Origin of the sequence: Flavobacterium plurextorum, assembly GCF_024638035.1 — a bacterium.
Lineage (GTDB): Bacteria > Bacteroidota > Bacteroidia > Flavobacteriales > Flavobacteriaceae > Flavobacterium > Flavobacterium plurextorum.
Genome location: NZ_CP100442.1, coordinates 1,049,104 through 1,072,265 on the forward strand (window position 1 = coordinate 1,049,104; position 23,162 = coordinate 1,072,265).

Annotated in this window: 24 protein-coding genes; 22 read left to right on the forward strand and 2 right to left on the reverse strand. The window is 32.3% G+C overall.

All coding sequences use genetic code 11. The features are described from left to right. The first annotated feature begins 19 nt into the window (after nt 1-19). The 18 genes from NLG42_RS04855 to NLG42_RS04940 all read left to right on the forward strand — a co-directional run bounded on the left by NLG42_RS04855 (nt 20) and on the right by NLG42_RS04940 (nt 17,155). Nucleotides 20-715, forward strand: coding sequence for an ABC transporter ATP-binding protein (locus NLG42_RS04855; RefSeq protein WP_089059684.1), 696 nt, complete (start codon nt 20-22; stop codon nt 713-715). A gap of 87 nt (nt 716-802) precedes the next feature. Beyond that, nucleotides 803-3,412 carry a type IX secretion system periplasmic lipoprotein PorW/SprE gene (gene porW / locus NLG42_RS04860; RefSeq protein ID WP_257683140.1) on the forward strand — a complete coding sequence of 870 codons (2,610 nt, stop codon included), beginning with the start codon at nt 803-805 and terminating at the stop codon, nt 3,410-3,412. Between the two features lie 2 nt (nt 3,413-3,414). Then, a complete protein-coding gene (locus tag NLG42_RS04865; RefSeq protein WP_099717838.1) occupies nt 3,415-3,810 on the forward strand; it encodes a bactofilin family protein in 396 nt (131 codons plus the stop codon). Beyond that, nucleotides 3,791-4,012 (forward strand): AtpZ/AtpI family protein, encoded by a 222-nt coding sequence (locus NLG42_RS04870; protein ID WP_089059682.1) that lies wholly within the window; start codon nt 3,791-3,793, stop codon nt 4,010-4,012. The genes NLG42_RS04865 and NLG42_RS04870 overlap by 20 nt, the downstream gene beginning before the upstream one ends. After that, on the forward strand, nt 4,012-4,395 hold the full coding sequence (locus NLG42_RS04875; RefSeq protein ID WP_257683141.1) for a hypothetical protein: 384 nt from the start codon (nt 4,012-4,014) through the stop codon (nt 4,393-4,395). The genes NLG42_RS04870 and NLG42_RS04875 overlap by 1 nt, the downstream gene beginning before the upstream one ends. 133 nt (nt 4,396-4,528) lie before the next feature. Next, complete coding sequence (gene atpB / locus NLG42_RS04880) at nt 4,529-5,704, forward strand: F0F1 ATP synthase subunit A (RefSeq protein ID WP_257683142.1); 1,176 nt, start codon at nt 4,529-4,531, stop codon at nt 5,702-5,704. Nucleotides 5,705-5,744: 40 nt separating this feature from the next. Then, a complete protein-coding gene (gene atpE, locus NLG42_RS04885; RefSeq protein ID WP_026708812.1) occupies nt 5,745-5,945 on the forward strand; it encodes an ATP synthase F0 subunit C in 201 nt (66 codons plus the stop codon). A gap of 84 nt (nt 5,946-6,029) precedes the next feature. Next, nucleotides 6,030-6,521 carry a F0F1 ATP synthase subunit B gene (locus NLG42_RS04890; RefSeq protein WP_089053556.1) on the forward strand — a complete coding sequence of 164 codons (492 nt, stop codon included), beginning with the start codon at nt 6,030-6,032 and terminating at the stop codon, nt 6,519-6,521. Between the two features lie 4 nt (nt 6,522-6,525). Next, entirely contained in the window at nt 6,526-7,059 is a 534-nt protein-coding gene (gene atpH / locus NLG42_RS04895; protein WP_089058845.1) for an ATP synthase F1 subunit delta, read from the forward strand. Between the two features lie 38 nt (nt 7,060-7,097). After that, nucleotides 7,098-8,675 (forward strand): F0F1 ATP synthase subunit alpha, encoded by a 1,578-nt coding sequence (gene atpA, locus NLG42_RS04900; protein WP_089053558.1) that lies wholly within the window; start codon nt 7,098-7,100, stop codon nt 8,673-8,675. A 92-nt stretch (nt 8,676-8,767) separates the two neighbouring features. Further along, nucleotides 8,768-9,628: an ATP synthase F1 subunit gamma gene (atpG, locus tag NLG42_RS04905; RefSeq protein WP_089058846.1), complete on the forward strand. Its 861-nt coding sequence runs from the start codon at nt 8,768-8,770 to the stop codon at nt 9,626-9,628. Nucleotides 9,629-10,021: 393 nt separating this feature from the next. Beyond that, nucleotides 10,022-10,468: a GNAT family N-acetyltransferase gene (locus NLG42_RS04910; RefSeq protein WP_257683143.1), complete on the forward strand. Its 447-nt coding sequence runs from the start codon at nt 10,022-10,024 to the stop codon at nt 10,466-10,468. Nucleotides 10,469-10,559: 91 nt separating this feature from the next. Then, entirely contained in the window at nt 10,560-12,017 is a 1,458-nt protein-coding gene (locus NLG42_RS04915; protein WP_089058847.1) for a lipopolysaccharide biosynthesis protein, read from the forward strand. Between the two features lie 31 nt (nt 12,018-12,048). After that, complete coding sequence (dut, locus tag NLG42_RS04920) at nt 12,049-12,483, forward strand: dUTP diphosphatase (RefSeq protein WP_257683144.1); 435 nt, start codon at nt 12,049-12,051, stop codon at nt 12,481-12,483. A gap of 159 nt (nt 12,484-12,642) precedes the next feature. Next, nucleotides 12,643-13,659 carry a sugar phosphate nucleotidyltransferase gene (locus NLG42_RS04925; RefSeq protein WP_257683145.1) on the forward strand — a complete coding sequence of 339 codons (1,017 nt, stop codon included), beginning with the start codon at nt 12,643-12,645 and terminating at the stop codon, nt 13,657-13,659. A gap of 51 nt (nt 13,660-13,710) precedes the next feature. Next, on the forward strand, nt 13,711-15,057 hold the full coding sequence (locus tag NLG42_RS04930) for a tetratricopeptide repeat protein (protein WP_257683146.1): 1,347 nt from the start codon (nt 13,711-13,713) through the stop codon (nt 15,055-15,057). A 14-nt stretch (nt 15,058-15,071) separates the two neighbouring features. Continuing rightward, the gene (gene lolB1, locus NLG42_RS04935; RefSeq protein WP_089058850.1) at nt 15,072-15,851 is read left to right on the forward strand and encodes a lipoprotein insertase outer membrane protein LolB1; all 780 of its coding nucleotides are present in this window, start codon (nt 15,072-15,074) and stop codon (nt 15,849-15,851) included. Nucleotides 15,852-15,874: 23 nt separating this feature from the next. After that, nucleotides 15,875-17,155, forward strand: coding sequence for a murein hydrolase activator EnvC family protein (locus tag NLG42_RS04940; RefSeq protein WP_089058851.1), 1,281 nt, complete (start codon nt 15,875-15,877; stop codon nt 17,153-17,155). 185 nt (nt 17,156-17,340) lie between these two features. Here NLG42_RS04940 and NLG42_RS04945 read toward each other — a convergent pair whose 3' ends face one another. Further along, entirely contained in the window at nt 17,341-17,760 is a 420-nt protein-coding gene (locus tag NLG42_RS04945) for a CBS domain-containing protein (RefSeq protein ID WP_089058861.1), read from the reverse strand. Nucleotides 17,761-17,989: 229 nt separating this feature from the next. Between NLG42_RS04945 and rbfA the strand changes: the two genes are divergently transcribed. The 4 genes from rbfA (at nt 17,990) to NLG42_RS04965 (ending at nt 21,855) form a co-directional block, all read left to right on the forward strand. Further along, nucleotides 17,990-18,382 carry a 30S ribosome-binding factor RbfA gene (gene rbfA, locus NLG42_RS04950; RefSeq protein ID WP_089053565.1) on the forward strand — a complete coding sequence of 131 codons (393 nt, stop codon included), beginning with the start codon at nt 17,990-17,992 and terminating at the stop codon, nt 18,380-18,382. A gap of 1 nt (nt 18,383) precedes the next feature. After that, the gene (locus NLG42_RS04955; RefSeq protein WP_089058862.1) at nt 18,384-19,583 is read left to right on the forward strand and encodes an ABC transporter permease; all 1,200 of its coding nucleotides are present in this window, start codon (nt 18,384-18,386) and stop codon (nt 19,581-19,583) included. Between the two features lie 172 nt (nt 19,584-19,755). After that, the gene (locus NLG42_RS04960) at nt 19,756-21,183 is read left to right on the forward strand and encodes an MATE family efflux transporter (protein ID WP_257683147.1); all 1,428 of its coding nucleotides are present in this window, start codon (nt 19,756-19,758) and stop codon (nt 21,181-21,183) included. Between the two features lie 63 nt (nt 21,184-21,246). Continuing rightward, nucleotides 21,247-21,855: an N-acetylmuramoyl-L-alanine amidase family protein gene (locus tag NLG42_RS04965; RefSeq protein WP_099717827.1), complete on the forward strand. Its 609-nt coding sequence runs from the start codon at nt 21,247-21,249 to the stop codon at nt 21,853-21,855. A 187-nt stretch (nt 21,856-22,042) separates the two neighbouring features. Here the strand turns inward: NLG42_RS04965 and dusB are convergent, their stop codons facing one another. Then, nucleotides 22,043-23,035 (reverse strand): tRNA dihydrouridine synthase DusB, encoded by a 993-nt coding sequence (dusB, locus tag NLG42_RS04970; RefSeq protein ID WP_089058965.1) that lies wholly within the window; start codon nt 23,033-23,035, stop codon nt 22,043-22,045. Nucleotides 23,036-23,162: the final 127 nt, after the last annotated feature.

Genomic DNA, 23,162 nt, shown 5'->3' on the forward strand with positions numbered 1-23,162 from the left:
AACAATTAAACGTATAAAAATGATACAAGTAAATCAACTATCAAAAAAATATAACGGAACTACAGTTTTGAACATTAATAACCTTGAAATTCCAAAAGGACAGAGTTTTGGATTAGTAGGGAACAACGGAGCAGGTAAAACAACTTTTTTTAGTCTGCTTTTAGATTTGGTTCAGCCATCAACAGGATATATAAAAAACAATGATATTCAGGTAAATACAAGCGAAAATTGGAAGTCGTTTACAGGATCATTTCTGGATGAAAGCTTTTTAATAGGATATTTAACTCCAGAGGAATATTTTTATTTTATCGGCGATTTACGTCGTCAGAATAAAGCTGATATTGATGCTTTATTAGCAGAACATGAGGAATTTTTTAACGGTGAGATATTAAATAATAAAAAATATCTGCGTGATTTATCCAAAGGAAATCAAAAAAAGGTAGGTATTATAGCGACTTTAATTGGTAATCCTGAAGTTGTTATTTTAGATGAGCCTTTTGCAAATTTAGATCCGACGACGGTGAGCCGATTAAAGAAAATTATCAGAGAACTAGCAGATAATCCAAATGTAACTGTTTTGGTTTCAAGTCATGACTTACAGCATACAGTAGAGGTTTGTGATCGTATTGTGGCACTTAATAAAGGCGAAATAGTTAAGGATATTCAAACATCAAAAGAAACCCTGCAAGAGCTTGAATCGTTTTTTGCCGTATAAGTTTCTATATTTCAAAAAGAAGCGTATTTTTACGAGTCTTTATACTAAAAATGCTTTTTGGTAGTTTATGCTTTAAAATCAGTTCTATTGAAAAAGAATACTCTTAAATATAGTTTTTTTCTTGTTTTTTTATTCCTTTTGATAGCTTGTTCTACCAAAAATAACAGCTTTGTATCGAGGAATTCTCATGCTTTGAGTACAAAATATAACATTTTGTATAATGGCGGAATAGGCCTCGATAAAGGTTTAAAATCTATATACGCAAATAATCAGGATAACTTTTGGAAAATACTTCCAATAGAAAAAATGCAGTTTGATGAAAATTTTTCTGATGAAGAAAAAGCAAAAAATCCTGATTTTGAATTAGCAGAAACAAAAGCTACAAAAGCAATTCAAAAGCATTCAATGAATATTGGAGGCCGAGAAAGAAACTCTCAAATAGATGAAGCTTACTTAATGCTTGGAAAAGCAAGGTATTACGATCAGCGTTTTATACCGGCTTTAGAAGCATTCAATTATATTTTATACAAATACCCAAACAGCAGTAACATTTACACCGCAAAAATCTGGCGCGAAAAAACCAATATGCGTTTAGGTAATGATGCAATTGTTGTAAAAAATATCAATCTATTATTAAAAAATACAGATTTAAATAAACAAACTTTTTCAGATGCTAATGCACTTTTGGCAGAAGCATTTTTAAATTTAGAGCAGAGAGACAGCGCCGTAACAAAGCTTAAAATTGCCGAAAAATTTACCAAAATAAATGAAGATCGCGCGAGATACCGTTTTATTTTAGGACAGATGTATCAAGAGGCCGGTAAAAAAGATAGTGCAAACTATTTTTACGATGGTGTAATTGATATGAATCGTAAAGCAGATCGAAAATATATGATGCATGCTTATGCAAAAAAAGCACAGATGTATGATTATGCAAGCGGTAATGACACTATTTTCTTAAAAACCTACAATAAATTAGTTGCAGATCGTGAAAACAGACCTTATTATGATGTTTTGTTTTATGAAATGGCGGTTTATTATGATAAAAAGAAAGACACCGAAAATGCGCTGAAATTTTATAATAAATCATTAGGCAGAAAATCTAAAGATCCATATTTGATGGCTTCGGCTTATCGAAACATTGGAAATATGTATTTTAAAAATACAGATTATTCAATGGCTGCTAAATATTATGACAGCACATTAACGAAGTTAAATCCAAAAAGCAGAGAGTTTACTTTTATTGAAAAAAATAGGAAAAATCTTGATAATGTCATTAAGTACGAAGCAATTGCTAAAATTAATGATAGTATAATTAAGGTATACAAACTGCCAGGCGCAGACAGAAAAATTTACTTTGAAAATTATATTGCTGAATTGAAAAAGAAAGATGAAGCAAAACGAATTTTAGAAGAAAGAGAAAAGGAGAAACTGGCAAATATTGATCGAAATACAAATGCATCAAATGCACCAACAGCGATTAATCCTAATTCGATAGGGAAACCAGTTGATTTTGACGGCGGATTAAAACCTCAATCAGGAAATGATGTCGCAAGTACTTTTTATTTCTATAATCCAACCACAGTTGCATATGGAAAATTGCAATTTAGAAAAATGTGGGGTAATAGAACAATGGGCGGAAATTGGAGATTGGCAGCCATAAAATCTGCAAATAATGCCGCAATGAATGATACGATAAATAATCTGGAGAATGCAAATGCATTAAAAGATACTGTTGTTGTCGAAAAGTATACTACTGCTTTTTATGAAAATAAGCTTCCTAAATCACAAACTGCTATTGATAGTATTAGTAAAGACCGCAATTTTGCTTATTATCAATTAGGACTTATATATAAGGAAAAGTTTAATGAATATGCTTTGGCGAGTGGTAAACTGGAACAATTATTAAAAAATAATCCAGAAGAAAAATTGGTATTGCCGGCAATGTACAATTTGTATAAAATTTATCAAATTACAGATCCAGCAAAGGCACAAGCGATAAAAGCAAACATTATATCAACATATCCTAATTCGCGATATGCTCAAATTTTAAATAATGTAAACACAGACGACCTTTCATCGCCAGATAAAGAATATCAAAAATGGTACAAACTTTATCAAGAGGAACAATTTAATGTTGTTTTAGATAATATTGACAATTTAATTAATCAGTATTCTGGAGATGAAATTGTTTCTAAATATGAATTGCTTAAAGCAAATACATTAGGTAAGGTTAACGGATTGGAAGCCTATAAAAAAGGTTTAGAAACAGTTGCAGATAATTATCCAAATAGTGAAGAAGGCAAAAATGCAAGAGAGATTCTAGAAAAACAAATTCCTGTATTAGAGCGTCTTAATTTTACAACAGAAGACAATAAAAATTGGAAAATAATTTATCCAATTGCAAGTAATGACAGTAAAACAGCAAAGCATATCGAAGATGTGATTAAAAGCTTTTTAGCTGTCGAAAATTATCAGCGTCTGACAACTTCAGTCGATAAATACAATAAGACCGAAAGTTTTGTTGTTATTCATGGAGTAAAATCTGAAGCTTATGCTAAAGATGTGGCGGGCGTTTTGAGAGATGATAAAAGATTTAAAATCGCTCAACCTGCAGTAATTATATCGAGCGATAATTACAAGGTGGTTCAAATCAAGAAAAATCTCAAAGTCTATTTGACCCCAAAAACCCCATAATAATGTTTGATAAAGTAAAAAAAAACGGAACAGAACTTCTAGGAAAAACAAATCGAATTGTTGAAGGAACTTCTATAATAGGAGATATTGTTTCAAAAGCTGATTTTAGACTTGACGGCGAATTGATTGGAAATTTTACATCCGAAGGAAAATTAGTCATTGGAGCAAGCGGTGTTGTAAAAGGAGAAATTATTTGTAACAACGCTGATATTGAAGGAGAATTTCGTGGAAAAATTAAAGTTCTTGAAATTCTTAATATTAAAGCATCTGCACAAATTCACGGAGAAGTTGCCGTTGGAAAACTTTCTATAGAACCTGGAGCTGAATTTACAGCAACTTGTACCATGATAACTAACAATAAGGAAGTAACTCTAAAAGATGGAAAAGGATCCGAATAAAGGACAAAATAATAAATGGATTGCACTTATAAATATCCCCTTTCAAATGGGGATAATTATTTTTTTATTTAGTTACTTTGGCACCTGGTTAGACAAAAAGTATTCTAACGGAGGATCGCTATGGACAATTGTTCTTTCTTTATTCTCTGTTTTTTTAGCACTTTATAACGTCATCCGACAAGTTAAAAATTTAAACAAGTAATGAATAGAACTCTAGATTTTTTAAAATATTTTATCCCTTTTTCAATTGTATTGTTTGTCGCTCAGTATTTTACAATGCAGTCTTTATCTGAGAAGTATAATTTTTTCTATGCCGCATGGAGTATTTATTTATTCAATATTTTGGCAACTTTTATAGTATATCTTTTACTGATTTATATCAATAAAAATTTCTCAACTTATACCGGTTTTGCTTTTCTTGGCGCCAGTTTTTTTCGAATGATGGCAGCCATTGTTTTCCTAATTCCGTTTATAAAGTCAGACGTTGCGAATCCTATAGTAGATGTAAGTACATTTTTTATCCCTTATTTTTTGTTTTTACTTTTTGAGACAGTCTTTACAATTAAGCTTATAAACAAGGGTTAATAGTCTCATTATTAAATATATCGCATTTTGAAATGGAAATTTTAAAAATTATATCGATATATTTTCAGTTTTAAATTAAAAATGTACCTTTGCAAAAAATTTTTGAAACCTAAAATTAGATACAGTTTTAATAATGATAATTTCCAATAAACCAGTTCAGTACTTATTAGTTACCTTATTAGCACTTACTTCGTCGATTAATTTCGCATCAACGCCTGTTGACAGTGTTTCTGTTGAACACGAAAATGTCGAATTAGCAGAAGGAAGTCACGCAGATGCAAATGGCCACGGAGAAACTGTTGCTCATAAAGTTGAAGAAGAGTTTAACGCTAGTGAATTAATCAATTCGCATATTGGAGACGCTCACGATTTTCATATTGCGGACTGGGATGGTCATCCAATCTCTTTTAGTCTTCCAGTTATTTTATGGACTAAAAATGGTTTAGAGATTTTTTCATCTGCAAAATTTCACCACGACAATTCAGGAGAACATGTAGTTGATATTAACGGTCAAAAATTTGTTCGTTATAAAGAAATAATTTTCTACGCTGACAAATTTGAAGGATTGTCACAAGAGGTAAAAGATAACGGAGCTTTTGCTTTTGATGCAAGACCTTTAGATTTCTCTATTACAAAAAATGTTTTCTCAATGTTGATGTCGGCAATAATTTTGTTTCTTGTCTTTCTTGCAGTTGCAAGATCATACAAGAAAAACGACAAAGCACCAAAAGGATTGGCTGGATTTTTAGAGCCACTTGTAACTTTTGTTAGAGACGAAATTGCTATTCCTAATATAGGTAAAAAAAAGTACGCTAAATACATGCCGTATCTTTTAACTATCTTTTTCTTTATTTGGATTAATAACCTTATTGGTTTAATTCCATTCTTCCCATTCAGTTCAAACTTAACAGGAAATATTTACTTTACATTTGTAATGGCATTTATCACTTTTGTAGTTACAACTTTAAGTGGAAACAAAAATTATTGGGGACATATCTTCAATACACCAGGAGTTCCTGTGTGGTTAGCTCCAATTATGATTCCTGTAGAAATTATTGGAATGTTGACTAAGCCATTCGCTTTAATGATTCGTTTATTTGCAAACATTACTGCTGGGCACATTATTATCTTGAGTTTAGTTTCTTTAATCTTCATATTTAAATCAGTTGCAATTGGACCAGTTTCTGGAGCATTTGTATTGTTCATGAGTGTATTAGAGATGTTAGTTGCTGCATTACAAGCATATGTATTTACATTGCTTTCAGCATTATTTATTGGTCAGGCTGTTGAAGAGCACGATCATCATTAATCAGAGTTTTATTAATTATTAACTATATAAATTTATTATTATGGTATTAGCTGGAATCGGAGCTGGATTAGCTGTAATTGGTGCAGGTCTTGGTATTGGAAAAATTGGTGGTTCTGCAATGGACGCTATTGCTCGTCAGCCAGAAGCTGCTGGAAAAATCCAGACTGCTATGATTATTGCTGCTGCACTTATTGAAGGGGTTGCTCTTTTCGCAGTAGTTGTTGCGTTAATCGCACAATAATTAAAATTCAAAACTTCCTGCAGCGGTTGGCTCCAGGAAGTTTTTTTAAAAAAAACGACAAACAATTTTTAAACATATAATGTTATGCAATTAACTTCACCGGAAAGTTTAATTTTTTGGACAACAATTATCTTTATTGTTTTCTTTATTCTTTTAGCAAAATTTGCTTGGAAACCAATTTTAGGAGCTGTAAAAAGCCGTGAGGAATCTATCAACAATGCTTTAGCTTCAGCAGAAGCTGCTCGCAGAGAAATGGAAAACTTAACTGCAGATAATGAGCGTATTTTAAAAGAAGCTCGTGCAGAACGTGATGCTATGTTGAAAGAAGCACGTGAAATGAGAGAGCAAATTATTGCTGATTCTAAAAACGATGCACAAGAGCAAGGTCAAAAATTAATTGAGCAAGCTAAAGCGGCTATCGAAAGTGAAAAAAATGCTGCAATGGCAGAATTGAAATCACAAGTTTCAAGTCTATCTTTAAGCATTGCTGAAAAATTATTGAAAGAAGAATTATCTAACAAAGAATCTCAAACTAAATTAGTTGAGAAAATGTTAGGTGACGTAAAGTTAAACTAAGATTATGGCAAGTACAAGAGCAGCAATTCGTTATGCAAAAGCAATTCTAGACTTAGCAAACTCTAAAGGTGTTGCCGAAGCTGTAAATAACGATATGAAATCAATTGCAACAGCGATTGAAAATAATTCAGAATTAAGTGCATTTATTCAAAACCAAACTACAAAAGTTGAAGTTAAAGAAAGTGCTCTTTTAGAAGTTTTTGCAAATGTAAATGGTGTAACAAAAGGTTTATTTCATTTATTATTCGAAAACAAAAGATTTGAAATTCTAGATGCAATTGCAGTAGAATACAATAAATTATTTGACGAAAGCAACGGAGTTGAAACTGCAAAAGTTACAACTGCAATTCCAATGGATGCTGCATTAGAAGCTAAAGTTTTAGCTAAGATTGCAACTTTGTCAGACAAAAAAATTACAATTGAAAATATAGTAGATCCTTCAATTATTGGTGGATTTATTTTAAGAATAGGTGATAATCAATACAATGCATCTGTTGCAAACAGATTACAAGTATTAAAAAGAGAGTTAAGTAATTAGTTTTATTACACATAAAAGTGTCTAAATTATAAATTAAGATGGCGGAAATCAAACCTGCTGAAATTTCAGCAATATTAAGAAAGCAAGTAGAAGGTTTTGAATCTGGTGCTACGCTGGAGGAAGTAGGAACAGTACTTCAAGTTGGAGATGGTATTGCTCGTGTTTACGGGCTGTCTAATGTTCAATATGGTGAGTTAGTAGAATTTGATAACGGTATGGAAGGTATCGTATTGAATCTTGAAGAAGACAATGTTGGTGTGGTACTTTTAGGACCATCAACAGGAATTAAAGAAGGATCTACTGCAAAAAGAACTCAACGTATTGCTTCTCTTAAAGTAGGTGAGCAAATGGTAGGACGTGTAGTGAACACTCTTGGTTTTCCAATTGATGGAAAAGGACCAATTGGTGGAACATTATATGAAATGCCTTTAGAAAGAAAAGCACCTGGTGTTGTATTTCGTCAGCCAGTAACTGAGCCATTACAAACTGGAGTAAAAGCAGTAGATGCTATGATCCCAGTAGGTCGTGGACAACGTGAGCTTGTAATTGGTGACCGTCAAACAGGTAAATCAACTGTTTGTATCGATACAATCTTAAATCAAAAAGAATTTTACGATGCAGGAAAACCTGTATTCTGTATATATGTTGCAATTGGACAAAAAGCTTCAACTGTAGCAGGAATCGCAAAAATGTTAGAAGAAAAAGGCGCAATGGCTTATACAGTTATCGTTGCTGCTAATGCTTCTGATCCAGCTCCAATGCAAGTTTATGCTCCTTTCGCAGGTGCTGCAATTGGAGAATATTTTAGAGATTCAGGTCGTCCAGCACTTATTGTGTATGATGATTTATCTAAACAAGCTGTTGCTTACCGTGAGGTTTCTCTTTTATTAAGAAGACCACCGGGACGTGAGGCTTATCCTGGAGACGTTTTCTACTTACACTCTCGTTTGTTAGAGCGTGCTTGTAAAGTAATTGCTGATGATGGTATTGCTAAAAGCATGAATGATTTACCAGATTCTATCAAGTCTATCGTAAAAGGTGGTGGTTCATTGACTGCATTACCAATTATCGAAACTCAAGCTGGTGACGTTTCTGCATATATCCCAACAAACGTAATTTCGATTACAGATGGTCAGATTTTCCTTGATGGAGATTTGTTCAACTCTGGAGTTCGTCCTGCAATTAACGTTGGTATCTCTGTATCTCGTGTTGGAGGTAATGCTCAGATTAAATCAATGAAAAAAGTTTCTGGAACTTTAAAATTAGATCAAGCTCAATTCCGTGAATTAGAAGCTTTCGCTAAATTTGGTTCTGACTTAGATTCAGTTACATTAAACGTAATTGAAAAAGGAAAAAGAAACGTTGAAATCTTGAAACAAGGTCTTAATGATCCTTATACAGTAGAAAATCAAGTAGCTATTATTTACGCTGGTTCTAAAAACTTATTAAGAAACGTTCCTGTAAATAAAGTAAAAGAATTTGAAGCAGATTTCTTAGCTTACTTAAACAGTAAACATAAAGATACGCTTAACGCGTTGAAAGCTGGAAAATTAGATGACAACATTACTGATGTTATCGAAAAAGCAGCAAAAGAAATTTCAGCAAAATATATCTAATTAGAGAATTCGTAAATTAGATAATTAGAAAACATCTTAGGAGACTTTCTAATTATCTAATTTTCAAATTGTCACATTTTTTTAATCGACAAATGGCAAATTTAAAGGAAATCCGTAATAGAATTACTTCCGTTTCATCGACGATGCAAATTACATCGGCAATGAAAATGGTTTCTGCAGCAAAGCTTAAGAAAGCACAAGATGCAATCACTGCGATGCGCCCTTATGCCGAGAAATTAACGGAGTTGTTGCAAAATCTTTCTGCTACACTTGATGGTGAAGTTGGAGGAGATTACACAACACAACGTGAAGTAAAAAAAGTATTACTTGTTGCTATAACTTCAAATAGAGGTTTATGTGGAGCATTCAATGCAAATATTATTAAAGAAGTTAAAAATCGTGCTGCTTTTTATGCTGGAAAACAAGTAGATGTTTTTCCTATTGGTAAAAAAGGAAATGATGTACTAAGTAAATCTTTTAAAGCACACGGTCACCATAATGCAATTTTTGATCATTTAACTTTTGATAATGTTGCTGGAATTGCTGATAATTTGACTGAGAAATTTTTATCAGGAGAATATGACAGAATCGAATTAATCTACAATCAGTTTAAAAATGCTGCGACACAAATCGTTCAAACAGAACAATTTTTACCGCTAGCTCCAATTAAATCTGATGCGCCAGTTTCTGGTGGAGATTATATTTTCGAACCTTCAAAAGAAGAAATTGTTTTGACTTTGATTCCTAAGTCTTTAAAAACACAATTATACAAAGGTATTCGCGATTCATTTGCTTCAGAGCACGGAGCACGTATGACAGCTATGCACAAAGCAACTGACAACGCAACAGAATTAAGAAACCAATTGAAATTAACGTACAACAAAGCACGTCAAGCTGCGATTACAAACGAAATCTTAGAGATCGTTGGTGGAGCAGAAGCTTTGAACGGATAATTTAATATAAAATACGAAAAGAGCCGACAAGTAATTGTCGGCTCTTTTTTTGTATTATCGTTTTGCGTTTTCTGATTTAACTTATAAAATGGTGATTCTCAATTTACCCTACAAATTGAGAACCATTACCATTTTATAAAATTATTGAACAGATCTATCACCTCTGTCTGCTTTGTCTTTTATGGGAACAAACTAGCTTTATTAGTCCCAATGCTTTGCTTTTTTAGGGTTGTGTTGTAGCTTTTCTCATTCCCTGTGATACAAAGTTATCAAGAAGACTCCTAGAAAAATTACAAAATTTTTTCTCTTTATTATAGATTTAACATGTTTGCTTTTTATCTTATTATACAGAGAGAAAAAAAAATAAGTATTTTTGATGTCTATTTTTATATTATGAATTTACAAATACGTGAACTTACTTCGATTGAAGAAATGTTGGATCAAATCGACACGATGAAATTTTTATACCCAATGATTACGGTGGAAAAGTATAAATCGTTTCTTCTTGAAATGATACCTCATAATTATATTCAGATTGGTGTTTTTGAAGATGAGACTTGCGTGGGTCTTACAGGTTGTTGGTCGGCCACTAAATTATGGACAGGAAAATATCTTGAGATCGACAATTTTGTTGTAAACCCTGAATACCGTTCTAAAGGAATAGGTAAATTATTAACTGACTTTATTGAGCAAAAGGCAAAAGGATTAGACTGCAGCAGTATTGTTCTCGATGCTTTTACTGGAAATTTTGGTGCTCATCGTTTTTATTATAATCAAGGATATAATCCAAAAGGGTTTCATTTTGTAAAAATCTTAGACGAAAGTAAAATAACGAAATAAAATAATAGCTAAGCTCTTATTGCCTCTTCAAAAGCATTATTAAACCAAAGAATTGGTTATTTTTGTTTCACGAACTTTATTACAAACTATTTTGGGATTATATAAAAATCTATTCAAACAAACTGCAATTTATGGACTGGCAACGGTTTTACCCCGAATGCTTAGTTTTTTACTGGTCAGATTATATACAGGTATTTTGCCAACGGCTGAATATGGTGAGGTTTCGATTGTTTTGTCTTGGATGGTTTTCTTTAACGTAGTACTTTCCTACGGTATGGAAACGGCTTTTTTTAGATTTTACAGCGCAGAAGAAGACAAGAAAAATGTAATTGCAACATCTACAATATCAATATTTTGGTCGTCGATTATCTTTTTATTTGCGGCTTTAATATTTAGAAATACTTTGGCAGCTTGGGCAGAAGTTGATGTACAGTATATTACCTATTCTGTTTGGATTTTAGTTTTAGATGCTTTGGTTTTAGTGCCATTTTCTAAGTTAAGAGCCAATCAGCGTCCGATGATGTATGCGGCTATTAAAATAGGGAATGTTATTATTAACTTATTGCTTAATATTTTCTTTTTGATGTATTTACCAAAACTGGCGGCTTCAAATCCAAATTCAGTTTGGGATAATTTATACGTAGAAAATTTCCAGATTGCTTATATTTTCATTGCCAATTTACTGGCAAGTTTAGCCACATTTGTAGTGCTTTCGCCAAATTATTTGTCTCTTGGTCGAAAGTTCGATCCTGTACTTTGGAAAAAAATGATGAAATACGGTCTTCCAATTTTGGTTGCCGGTTTAGCATTTGCGGTTAACGAGCATTTTGATAAAATTCTGTTAGGTTATTTATTACCCGAGAACTTAGCAAAATCTGAAGTTGGAGCTTATTCTGCATGTTACAAATTAGGTTTGTTTATGGTCTTGTTTGCAACAGCTTTTAGATTAGGAATTGAACCGTTCTTTTTTAGCCATGCAAAAAATGCCAATGCTCCTCAAACATATGCTGTTATTACAAAATACTTTGTGATTTTAGGATCCTTAATTTTATTAGGTGTAATTGTTTTTGCGGATGTCTTAAAGTATCTTTTGCTAGATAATAAATCCTATTGGGAAGCAATGAAAGTCGTGCCATTGATTATTTTGGCAAATTTCTTTTTAGGAATCTACAACAATCTATCTGTTTGGTATAAACTTACAGATAAAACAAAAATTGGAGCTTACATTTCAATAGTTGGAGCAATCGTAACATTGGTTTTAAACTATCTTTTAATTCCAAAATACAGTTATTACGGATCGGCAATTGCTACCATTTCAGCATACGGAAGCATGATGTTAATTTCATATGTTTTGGGAAATAAATATTACCCGATACCATATGATATGAATAAAATATCTGCTTATTTAGGAATTTCGATCTTATTTTCGGCAATTTCTTTTTATGGCTTTAGAGAAAATTATTTCGTTGGCATCCCGTTACTTTTAGGCTTTATGTACTTTGTTTATCATAATGAAAAAGAGACTATTAAAGGAATCATGAAAAAGTAGAAATTGCTTTTTTAATTATTTAAAATATAAAATGAAAATACAAATTATCAATAAATCACATCACGATTTACCTAACTACGAAACTATTGCTTCTGCAGGAATGGATTTACGTGCTAATTTAACAGAGTCAATTACATTAAAACCTTTAGAAAGAACGATTGTAAAAACAGGACTTTTTATTGAATTACCTATTGGTTATGAAGCGCAGGTAAGACCAAGAAGCGGACTGGCTGCTAAAAAAGGAGTTACAGTTCTAAATTCTCCAGGAACGGTTGATGCAGATTATAGAGGAGAAATAGGGGTAATTTTAGTAAATTTATCAAATGAAGAATTTGTAATCGAAAACGGAGAACGAATTGCACAATTAATTATTGCTAAACACGAAAGAGCAGAATGGATCGAAGTAGAAGAACTTTCTGAAACTTCAAGAGGTGAAGGTGGTTTTGGCAGTACAGGAGTAAAATAGTTTTCGGTTTTACATTAATATAATCTAGAAACATATTAGTTTTTAGTGCTTTTAAAGTGAAATAAAAAAAAAGCAAAGAGTCTTCGCGAACTTTGTCATAAGAAAAGAAACCAAATCAATGAAGATTTTTAAATCTTCTCGAAACAAATAAAAACAAAAATGAAAATAATAGTTCCAATGGCTGGCCGCGGATCTAGACTTAGGCCACATACTTTAACTGTTCCAAAACCATTAATTCCAGTTGCAGGAAAATCAATCGTGCATCGTTTGGTCGAGGATATTGCCAAAATTTTAAAGGAGCCAATAGAAGAAGTTGCTTTTATATTAGGAGATCCTGCTTTTTTTGGAGATGATCTTGTAGCAAGTTTAGAAGATTTGGCAAAAGGGTTAGGAGCAAAAGCATCTATTTATCGTCAAGATTTACCTTTAGGAACAGGTCATGCTATTATGTGTGCAAAAGAATCTCTTTCAGGCCCTGCAGTTATTGCTTACGCGGATACTTTAATTAGAGCCGATTTTGAACTAGATCCTGAAGCAGATGCTGTAATTTGGGTAAAACAAGTAGAACAGCCAGAAGCATTTGGTGTAGTAAAGTTAAATGCAAACAACGAAATTATAGAATTGGTTGAAAAACCTAAAGAGTTTGTAAGCGACTTAGCAGTTATTGGAATTTACTATTTCAAAGAAGTCGGTGATTTGAAAAAGGAATTACAAGGCGTTTTAGATAATAATATTCAAAACGGAGGAGAATATCAAATCAACGACGGTATCAAAGCAATGATGGCCAACGGAAAAGTTTTTAAAACTGGAAGCGTTGACGAATGGATGGATTGCGGAAATAAAGATGTAACCGTTGAAACAAATACCAGAATGTTGGGATTTTTACATAACGATGGTGAACATTTAGTTGACTATGATGTAAAACTAGAAAACTCAACAATTATTCCGCCATGTTATATTGGTGAAAATGTGGTGCTTAAAAACACGACAGTTGGTCCAAACGTTTCAATTGGTAAAGGATGTCACATAACGGATAGTTCGATTAAGAACAGTTTAGTGCAGACTTTTTCTCAAATAAAAAACGCAAATTTAGACAATGCAATGATTGGAAATCATGTAAGTTATGATGGTAAATTTACCAGCATCAGCATTGGAGATTATTCTGTTTTAGAATAAAAATAAGTTTCAACAGATTCTTTTTGGTTTAAAAATAAAAATATAAAAAGAATGAAAAAAGGTATTTTAATAATTTTATTTTTCGTTTTGCTTGGCAATTCAAATACGATTTTGGCTCAAACTGAACCGGAAGATATTGCTATGGCGACAGATGATTATCAGGATGCTTTTTATGAATCTTTAAAACAAAAAGGAATCGAAAATTATGATAAAGCAATTGCATCATTAGATAAATGTATCAAACTAAAACCCAATGATGCTGTTGCCTATTTTGAATTAGGGAAAAATTATCTGGCTCTGAAAGATTATAAAAATGCACAGGATGCATTTGAAAAAGCCACGCAATTGAATCCTAAAAACAAATGGTATTGGTTAGGAATTTACGATGTAAGTTATGAGACCAAAAATTATCCGCTGGCAATTGAAACGATTCAGAAAATCATGGTTTTTGATGAAGAGTATAAAGACGATTTAATATCGTTGTATATGATCACAAATCAATTTGATAAAGCTTTGACTGCCATTAATGAAATGAACGATAAGTTTGGCAAATCGGAAGATCGAGAAAGATATAAAATTCAGATTTTATCACAAGGAAAATATCAGGATGCTGCCATTACCAATTTAATAGATCAGATTAAGAAAAATCCAAAAGAAGAATCCAATTACGTTAATTTGATTTTTTTGTATTCAAAAGCAGAGGAAACGGAGAAGGCATTAGAAATCGCAAAACAATTATCAAAAGAAATTCCAGATTCAGAATGGGCGCAGGTAAGCTTATTTAAAGTTTATCTAGATGCGAATCAAGCTGATAAAGCAATTAAGTCGATGAATATAGTTTTGTCAAGTTCAAAAATTGACTCAAAAATTAAGCATCGTACTTTAAATGAATTTTTGATTTACGTGAATAAAAATCCTCAGTATGCACCTGATTTAGAAAAGACAATTGCTTATTTTGATAATGATAAAGAGATTGATGTAGCGAAAGAAATTGGTAAATTTTATCATGGCAAGGGACAATTTGAAAGCGCAATTAAATATTACGAGAAAGATCTAAAAACAAATTCAGAGACAGATCGTGAGACTAATCTGCTTTTGCTTGATGCTTATACACAAGCAAAACAATTTGCACCAATGACAAAAAGAGCGATGAATATGATAGAAGTTTATCCAAGTCAGCCTCAATTTTATTATTATGCAGGATTGGGAAATAATCAGTTGAAACAATTTAAAAACGCAAAAACCGTTTTAGAAATGGGACTCGATTATGTTGTTGATGATAAAAAGCTGGAAGCAAATTTTAATATTCAACTTGGTGAGGCTTATAATGGATTGGGAGATGCTAAGAAAAAAGAGGAATACTTTTTGAAAGCAAATGAGTTATTAAAACAAAAATAATAAGGAGAATTACAATGAAAAAATATATTGTATTAGTATTAATGTCCATTTTTGTGATTTCATGTAAATCAAAACAGGCAGCAGTACAAAACAACACCGTAGTCGAAACGATTACAAAAAAAGATAAAAAGGCAATAGAGAAGCACTACGAAAACAAACTTGATTTTTCGACACTTTATATAAAAGCCGGCGCAAGATATGTAGATGATAAACAAAGCCAAAATGTAACTGCTGAAATAAAAATTGAAAAGGACAAACAGATTTTAGTAAGTGTTCGATTTTTAGGAATTACAATGGCAAAAGCCTTGATTACACCAACAGCAGTAAGTTATTACGAAAAAATAAACAGTACTTATTATGAAGGCGATTTTAGCAGTTTGAGTAAATGGCTTGGAACTGAATTAGATTATAATAAGGTACAGAATTTATTAATAGGGGAAGCTTTTGATGATTTAAGAAAAGGAGAATATACACAGACAATTGTAGAAAATCTTTATCGCTTAGAAGATGAAAAGGATCAAAATATAAAAAAGGCATTCTATTTAGATCCTGAAAAATATTTGCTTCAGAAAGAAGAAATCACACAAGCATCTGAAAATAGAAAATTAGAAATTAATTATTCTGATAGTAAAACTTTTGCTCAAGGAACAATTCCAACAACACTTACAATTAATGCTGTTCAGCCTAAAGGAACGACTAACATTAATTTAAATTACAATAATATTTCGTTCAACGAGGAACTTTCTTTTCCGTATAGTGTACCAAGCGGTTATAAAAAAGTTTTAATTAAGTAAATTTGCAAAAAGAAAAAAGAAACATGCCAAAATTTCTCCTCAGCCTAATTTTTATTTGTGCCACAACTTTTATGTGGGCGCAAGATTCACAGCAAGAAAAACTTGAACAGCGTAAAGCGCAGATTCAGCAAGAAATTAGAGATAATGAAAAAATGCTGCAATCCGTAAAGAAAAAAGAAAAATCAGCTGTAAATGTATTTTTAATCCAGGCGAATAAAATCAAATTAAAAGAGAAATTAATCAATACTACTGCAAAGCAGGAAAAACTGATAAGCAATGATATGTATATTAACCAAGTTAAGGTTAATAAATTAAAAAAGGAGCTTGAGGTTTTAAAAGCAGATTATGCTAAGATGATTTTAAAATCATACAAAAGCCGTTCTGAGCAGAGTCGAGCAATGTTTATTTTGTCTTCTGAAAGTTTTTTACAAGCTTATAAAAGAGCACAATATTTAAAACAATATACTAATTTTAGAAAAAATCAAGGTTTAGAAATCCAGTCTAAAACCAATCAATTAGTTGATTATAATGCCAAATTGGATGGTCAGAGAACGATTAAGAAAAAAATTATTGCTGAGAATGAAAAGGAGAAACAAAGTTTAGAAGTAGAGAAAAAAGAACAGCAAAAATTAGTTAACTCTATTAAAAAGGATAAGAATAAAATTATTGCCGATACAAGAGCAAAACAACAAGAATCGAGAAGAATCGATGCTAAAATTAAAGAACTTATTCGTGAACAAATTAGATTAGCCAATCAAAGAGCCGAAGAAGAGAGACGCAGAAGAATAGCTGAAGGTAAAGCCAGTGAAGCTGAAAAAGCAGAGGCAGCAGCACCTAAAAGTTATTCATCAGATAGAATTGCATTAACGCCGGAAGGTAAAATTTTAGCTGCCGATTTTAAAGCAAACAGAGGAAAATTGCCTTGGCCGGTAGAGAAAGGATTTATATCTCTTGGTTACGGAGATCAACCGCATCCATTGTATCCAACATTAAATGTTCATAATTCAGGAGTAGAGATTACTACTGAACAAGGAGCAAGTGCACGTGCAGTTTTTGAAGGAGTGGTATCAAAAGTTATAGCATTGTCTCCTGTAAACAGGGCCGTTTTTATTCAGCATGGAGATTTCTTTACCGTATATCAAAATCTAAGTTCAGTATCTGTTGAACAAGGTGATAAAGTAAAAGTGAAACAAGTTATAGGAAAAGTTAGAACTAGTGGAGACACAGGAAAAACAATTATCAAGTTTTTGATTCTTCAAAATACAACAAATAATAATCCAGAAGGATGGCTTCAAAATAGATAGTTTAGCAGTATTATAAAAAAAGCTAATGAATATTAGCTAAAAAACCTTTTCAATGGTATTACACCAGAGAAAAGGTTTTTTTATTTGCTTACATTATCAGGGTTTTCAATTAAAATAGTATTTAAACCCAGATCATATTAAAGAATTTTGAATAAGAAACTCTTTTTTTATGGCCTCCATTCACTTTAATCATATTGTTCTAAAAAATATTTAATAACATCAGTTGTAGTTACAATTCCTTTTAGTTCTCCATTGTCTACAACAGGCAGAGCATGAAAATCTTCTTTTGCAAAAACTTCAGCCAGATCTTTGATAATAGCATCAGAAGGAAGAGTTCTTGGTTTTGAAGTCATAACCTGCGAAATGCTCAGCATATCTAGGATCGCTTCATCAACACCTTCCTGTCCATCAAATAAAGCACCAAAAGTCAGTCGATTAACATCAGTTCGGCTTATAATACCAACTACCTCTTTGCCATTAACAACAGGAATATGTCTAATCGAATTCGATTTTAGTTTTTCTACTACTTTTCTTAAATCGTCTTTTTGATTTACAGTCACTACGCTTTTAGTCATAATGTGACTAATTGGTTCTCTTTTTTTCATAATAGATAAGTGTTAAATTTATATCAAATGTGTAAAATAATTCCGATAATATTTGTGACATTTATCAGCATTTAAATCAAAACAAATGATTACTTATAATAGTGGAAATATGAGAATAGTATGAAGTAAAAACTAAAAGAGGCAGTTTTTTGATCAATAGATTTGTAAATTCATTCTTAAGTTAATTTGAAATTGCATCGATTGAAATTAAAAATAGTATTTTTGCACTATGGAAACAAATAGACAGAAAAAAATAGGCAGTGTAATCCAGAAAGATCTGGTTGATATTTTGCAAGGTGAAGTGAGAAAAAATGGAATTAGCAACTTAGTAATTTCAGTATCCAAAGTTAGTGTTACTTCAGATTTATCTGTAGCGACAGTATATTTAAGTATTTTTCCACAAGAAAAAGCAAAAGAAACTTTAGAAGGAATAAAATCAAATACGACCTTAATCAAACATGATTTATCACAGCGCGTTCGCTTGCAATTGCGTCGTGTGCCAAATCTAGTTTTCTTTATTGATGATTCTTTAGACTATATTGAAAAAATAGACAACGCTTTGGCAAACAGAGAAAATCCAATTGAAAACCGTGATCTACTAGAAAAAAGAAGAAAATCATAAATTGAATTTCCCCCTTTACATAGCCAAACGATATATTTTCAGCCGAAGTAAAAATAACGCTATCAATATTATCAATCGTATTGCCAGCATGGGAATTGTTGTTGGCACAATGGCTTTGTTTGTGGTGTTGTCCGTTTTTAGCGGATTAAAAGTTTTTAGTCTTTCGTTTACAAACGAAATAGATCCCGATTTAAAAATGACAAGTACTTTAGGAAAATCATTTTTTATTTCTAAAGAACAAGAAAATCAGCTCAAAAAAATTGAAGGAGTTGCTTCTTACACCAAAATTATCGAAGAACGTGTTTTGTTCTTATTCAAAGATAAACAGCATGTTACCTATTTAAAAGGTGTAGACAGTGTTTATCCTGTAGTAAACGATATCAAGAAAAAATTATTTAATGGGCAGTGGCTTAGAAGAGACTCTTATCAGGTAGTAATTGGATATAGAATGGCGCAGGATTTCTCGATGGGAATTCTTGATTTTGAAAATCCACTGCAGATATTTGCACCAAAACCAGGGACTGGAGCAATAGAAAATCCAAATGAAGCCTTTACAAAAACAGATGTACTTCCTGTTGGAATTTACTCGATCAGCGAAGATTTAGATTCGAAATATGTCTTTGCTGATTTAAGTCTTACTCAGGAATTATTGATGTATAAACCCAATCAGATTTCAGGAATTGAGTTTAAACTAAAACCAAATGCAGATGAAAGTGCCATCACAAATCAACTAAAAAAGATTTTTGATAATAAAGTCACTTTAAAAAACAGAGCGCAGCTTAACGAGTCTTTGTATAGAATGCTCAATACGGAGAATATTGTAGTTTATTTAATTTTTACTCTCGTAATCGTTGTAGCACTTTTTAATTTGGTAGGCGCTTTAATTATGATGATTTTGGAGAAAAAAGGAAATCTAAAAACCCTTTTTAATCTTGGAACAGAAATTAACAGTCTTCGAAAAATATTTTTGCTTCAAGGAACGCTTCTAAGTATTTTTGGCGGAATATTAGGGCTGGTTTTAGGTATTATTCTAGTGGTGCTGCAACAAAAATATGAGCTTATTATGCTTACAGCAACCTTGGCATATCCAGTAGTATTTACCGTAGAAAATGTACTTATTGTTTTGGGTACAATTGTTTCTCTTGGTTTTGTAGCCTCATTAATTGCCAGCAGCCGAGTAAGCAAAAAGTTGTTGGATTAATATATTTCTCTAAAAAATATTACTTACATTTATTGCTTTAAAAATCTACAGCATATGATTGTTTCTGCCTAATCCTAATTTTATTTTTTTAGAATAATTAGGATACTTACGTTTTGCTTTCTTAGTTCAGATTATTACATCTGGGCAAATTTTATCATTTATCCTAAATATCATGACAGAAACAGTTATAAAGAAAAGTTTATTTTCTAAAATTTTCACCACCCTAAAACAAGCCTTACAAGGCGACGAATCTTTCGATTATACATCAGGAAGCATTAAGAAAGCCGTAATTCTATTAGCCATACCAATGGTTTTAGAAATGATGATGGAATCGGTTTTTGCTTTAGTCGATTTGTATTTCGTTGGACATTTAGAACACAGCAGTTTTGCAATTCAAACAGTTGGATTAACAGAGTCTGTTTTAACAATTATATATTCTATAGACATCGGATTAAGTATGGCAGCAACAGCAGTTGTGGCAAGACGAATTGGAGAAAAAGATCCAGTCGCCGCTGCAAAAGCTGGAATGCAGGCTATAGTTATTGCATTTGTACTGAGTGTTTTTATGAGCATTTTTGGAATTATCTATGCTAAAGATATTCTTTTATTTATGGGAGCTTCTGCAGATGCAGCCGAACATGGTTTTAGATATACTCAGATTATGATTGGCTCAAGCTTATGTATTACACTTTTATTCTTGATAAACGGAATTTTTCGAGGTGCTGGAAATGCAGCAATCGCAATGAAAAGCCTTTGGATAGCCAATATTTGTAATATTATTTTATGTCCAATTTTAATTAATGGTTTCGGATCAATTCCTGCTTTCGGATTAGTTGGTGCGGCTATCGCCACAACTTTAGGAAGAAGTATTGGGGTTTTGTATCAAATTTATCATTTGTTCTATGGAAATGGAGTCTTAAAAATTAAAATCGCCTATTTAATTCCAGATTTCAAGCAGATAAAAGCTTTAGTTAAAATTGCTGCTCCCGGAGTTTTACAATTTGTAATAGCATCTTGCAGTTGGATTTTCTTGGCACAATTAGTCGCTACAACAGGAGGTGATCATGGTTCTGCAGGTTATCAAACTGCATTGCGAATAATGATGTTTTTTATTCTGCCTGCTTGGGGATTGAGTAATGCAGCGGCAACTTTGGTAGGACAAAATTTAGGAGCCAAACAAATTGAACGTGCCGAAAAATCAGTTTTTACGACTGCAAAATACAATTTGGTTTTTATGGCTTCTATTACCATTATAACATTAGTTTTTGGACAGTATATAATTTCATTTTTCACCAATGACGAAATAGTAAAAACGGTTGCAGTCGAAGCTTTGCAGATTATGTGCATTGGTTTTGTCTTTTACGGAATTGGAATGGTTTTAATAAATACCTTTAATGGAGCAGGAGATACTTGGACGCCGACAGGAATTAATTTCTTTGGATTCTGGCTGTTTCAAATACCATTAGCGTACATTCTTGCCAAACATTTTAATATGGGGCCAACAGGAGTTTTCATTGCAATTCCAGTTGCTGAGACCGCAATAACATTAGCTGGAATCTTTTTCTATAAAAGAGGAAAGTGGAAAAGAGTTCAGGTTTAAAATTTATTTGTATAATTTTTCTTAAAAAAAGACGTTTGAAATTTTGTAACCAAAAACTTTATTATGAAAAATCGAATTAAATTTTCAACGCTTTTAGGAATTTTAGGATTGGCAGTTATTTTTTCGTTTAAACCACTTGAAGAGAAAAAAACAATTGTAATTGATGCCGGTCATGGAGGAAAAGATCTTGGTGTCGACATGTATGGATTTCAAGAGAAAGTGATTACAGAGACAATCGCAAAAAAAATTAAAGCATTAAATAAGGATAATAACGTCGAAATTGTTTTGCTTCGAGATAGTGATCGTGAGATGGAATTGAGCGAAAGAGTTTCTATTATCAATAATCTAAAACCAGATTTGGTTGTTTCTCTGCATATTACTGCAAATATGAACATGAGTGCAAATGGGGCGGAGGCCTATGTTCCCTCAAATGAGACGTTTCATGAAAAATCAAAAGAAAGCGCAGTTATTGTAATTGATAAAATAACAGAAACTGGAAATCTTAAAAAAAGAAAAGTTGCAGAAGCACCTTTCTATATTCTAAAAAATGCTAGTTGTCCTGTAATGACATTAATGATTGGATTTTTATCGAATGAAAAAGATCGCGATTATATTACCAGTGAAAAAGGACAGACAGAGATTGCACTTAACATTTTAGAAGCTGTAAAGTAAAAAATGACTATACATTCAAAAAAAAAAAGACCTTCAATATTGAAGGTCTTTTTTGTATCACGATCTTTGTTAATGTTAGTTTTCGCATTTTTGTCATTTCGACGAAAGGACAATGATTGCGGTTATTTGGTTTAAAACTAAAGTTTTTTACAGACTTTGTCTTAAAATTTGAAAAGATTAAACATCTTTAAACAAATTCATATCCTGCGTAAACCTGCTCGATTTCTTTCATAATTGCGAATAAATCTTCAGGAGCATCTGTTGTAACCAATTTTTGTTTGAATTCTTTAAAAGAATGAATTCCTTTAAAATAGTTCGTATAATGACGGCGCATTTCTACAATTCCTAAACGCTCGCCTTTCCAATCCATAGACCATTGCAAATGATTTCTTGCGGCTTCAACACGATCAATAACCGTTGGAGCAGGTAAATGCTCGCCCGTTTTAAAATAGTGTTTAATTTCATTAAAAATCCACGGATAACCAATTGCAGCACGGCCAATCATGATGCCGTCAATTCCGTATTCGTTTTTATATTTTAAAGCTTTCTCAGGATTATCGATATCACCGTTTCCAAAAATAGGCATCGTAATTCTTGGGTTGTTCTTTACACGTGCAATATGCGACCAGTCAGAGTGGCCTTTGTACATTTGAGCACGAGTTCTGGCGTGAATCGTTAAAGCTTGAACACCTATATCTTGAAGCCTTTCAGCAACTTCATCAATGTTAATAGAGTTTTCATCCCAGCCCAAACGAGTTTTTACCGTTACAGGCAGATCAGTACTTCTAATAACCGCTTTTGTCAAACGAACCATTAAATCAACATCTTTCAAAACGCCGGCTCCAGCACCTTTACAAACTACTTTTTTTACAGGACAGCCAAAATTAATATCGACTAAATCAGGTTTTACCGTAGAAACAATTTTAGACGAAAGTGCCATTGCCTCTTCATCACCACCAAAAATCTGAATTCCAACAGGACGTTCGTAATCAAAAATATCCAACTTCATTCTACTTTTGATCGCATCACGAATCAATCCTTCTGATGAGATAAATTCCGAATACATCATGTCAGCGCCGTGCGTTTTGCATAATCTGCGAAACGGCGGATCACTCACATCTTCCATCGGAGCAAGCAGTAAAGGAAATTCGGGTAATTCTATGTTGCCAATCTTGACCATCTTCATAATTTTTTGCAAAATTACAACATTTAGTTCAATTTGTACCAAATTGAGGTTCAAAGGTTCAGAGAGGCAAAGATTTAAAGGTTTTTAAATAAATTTTAAACCGTTTGAAATCAGTTTTTTA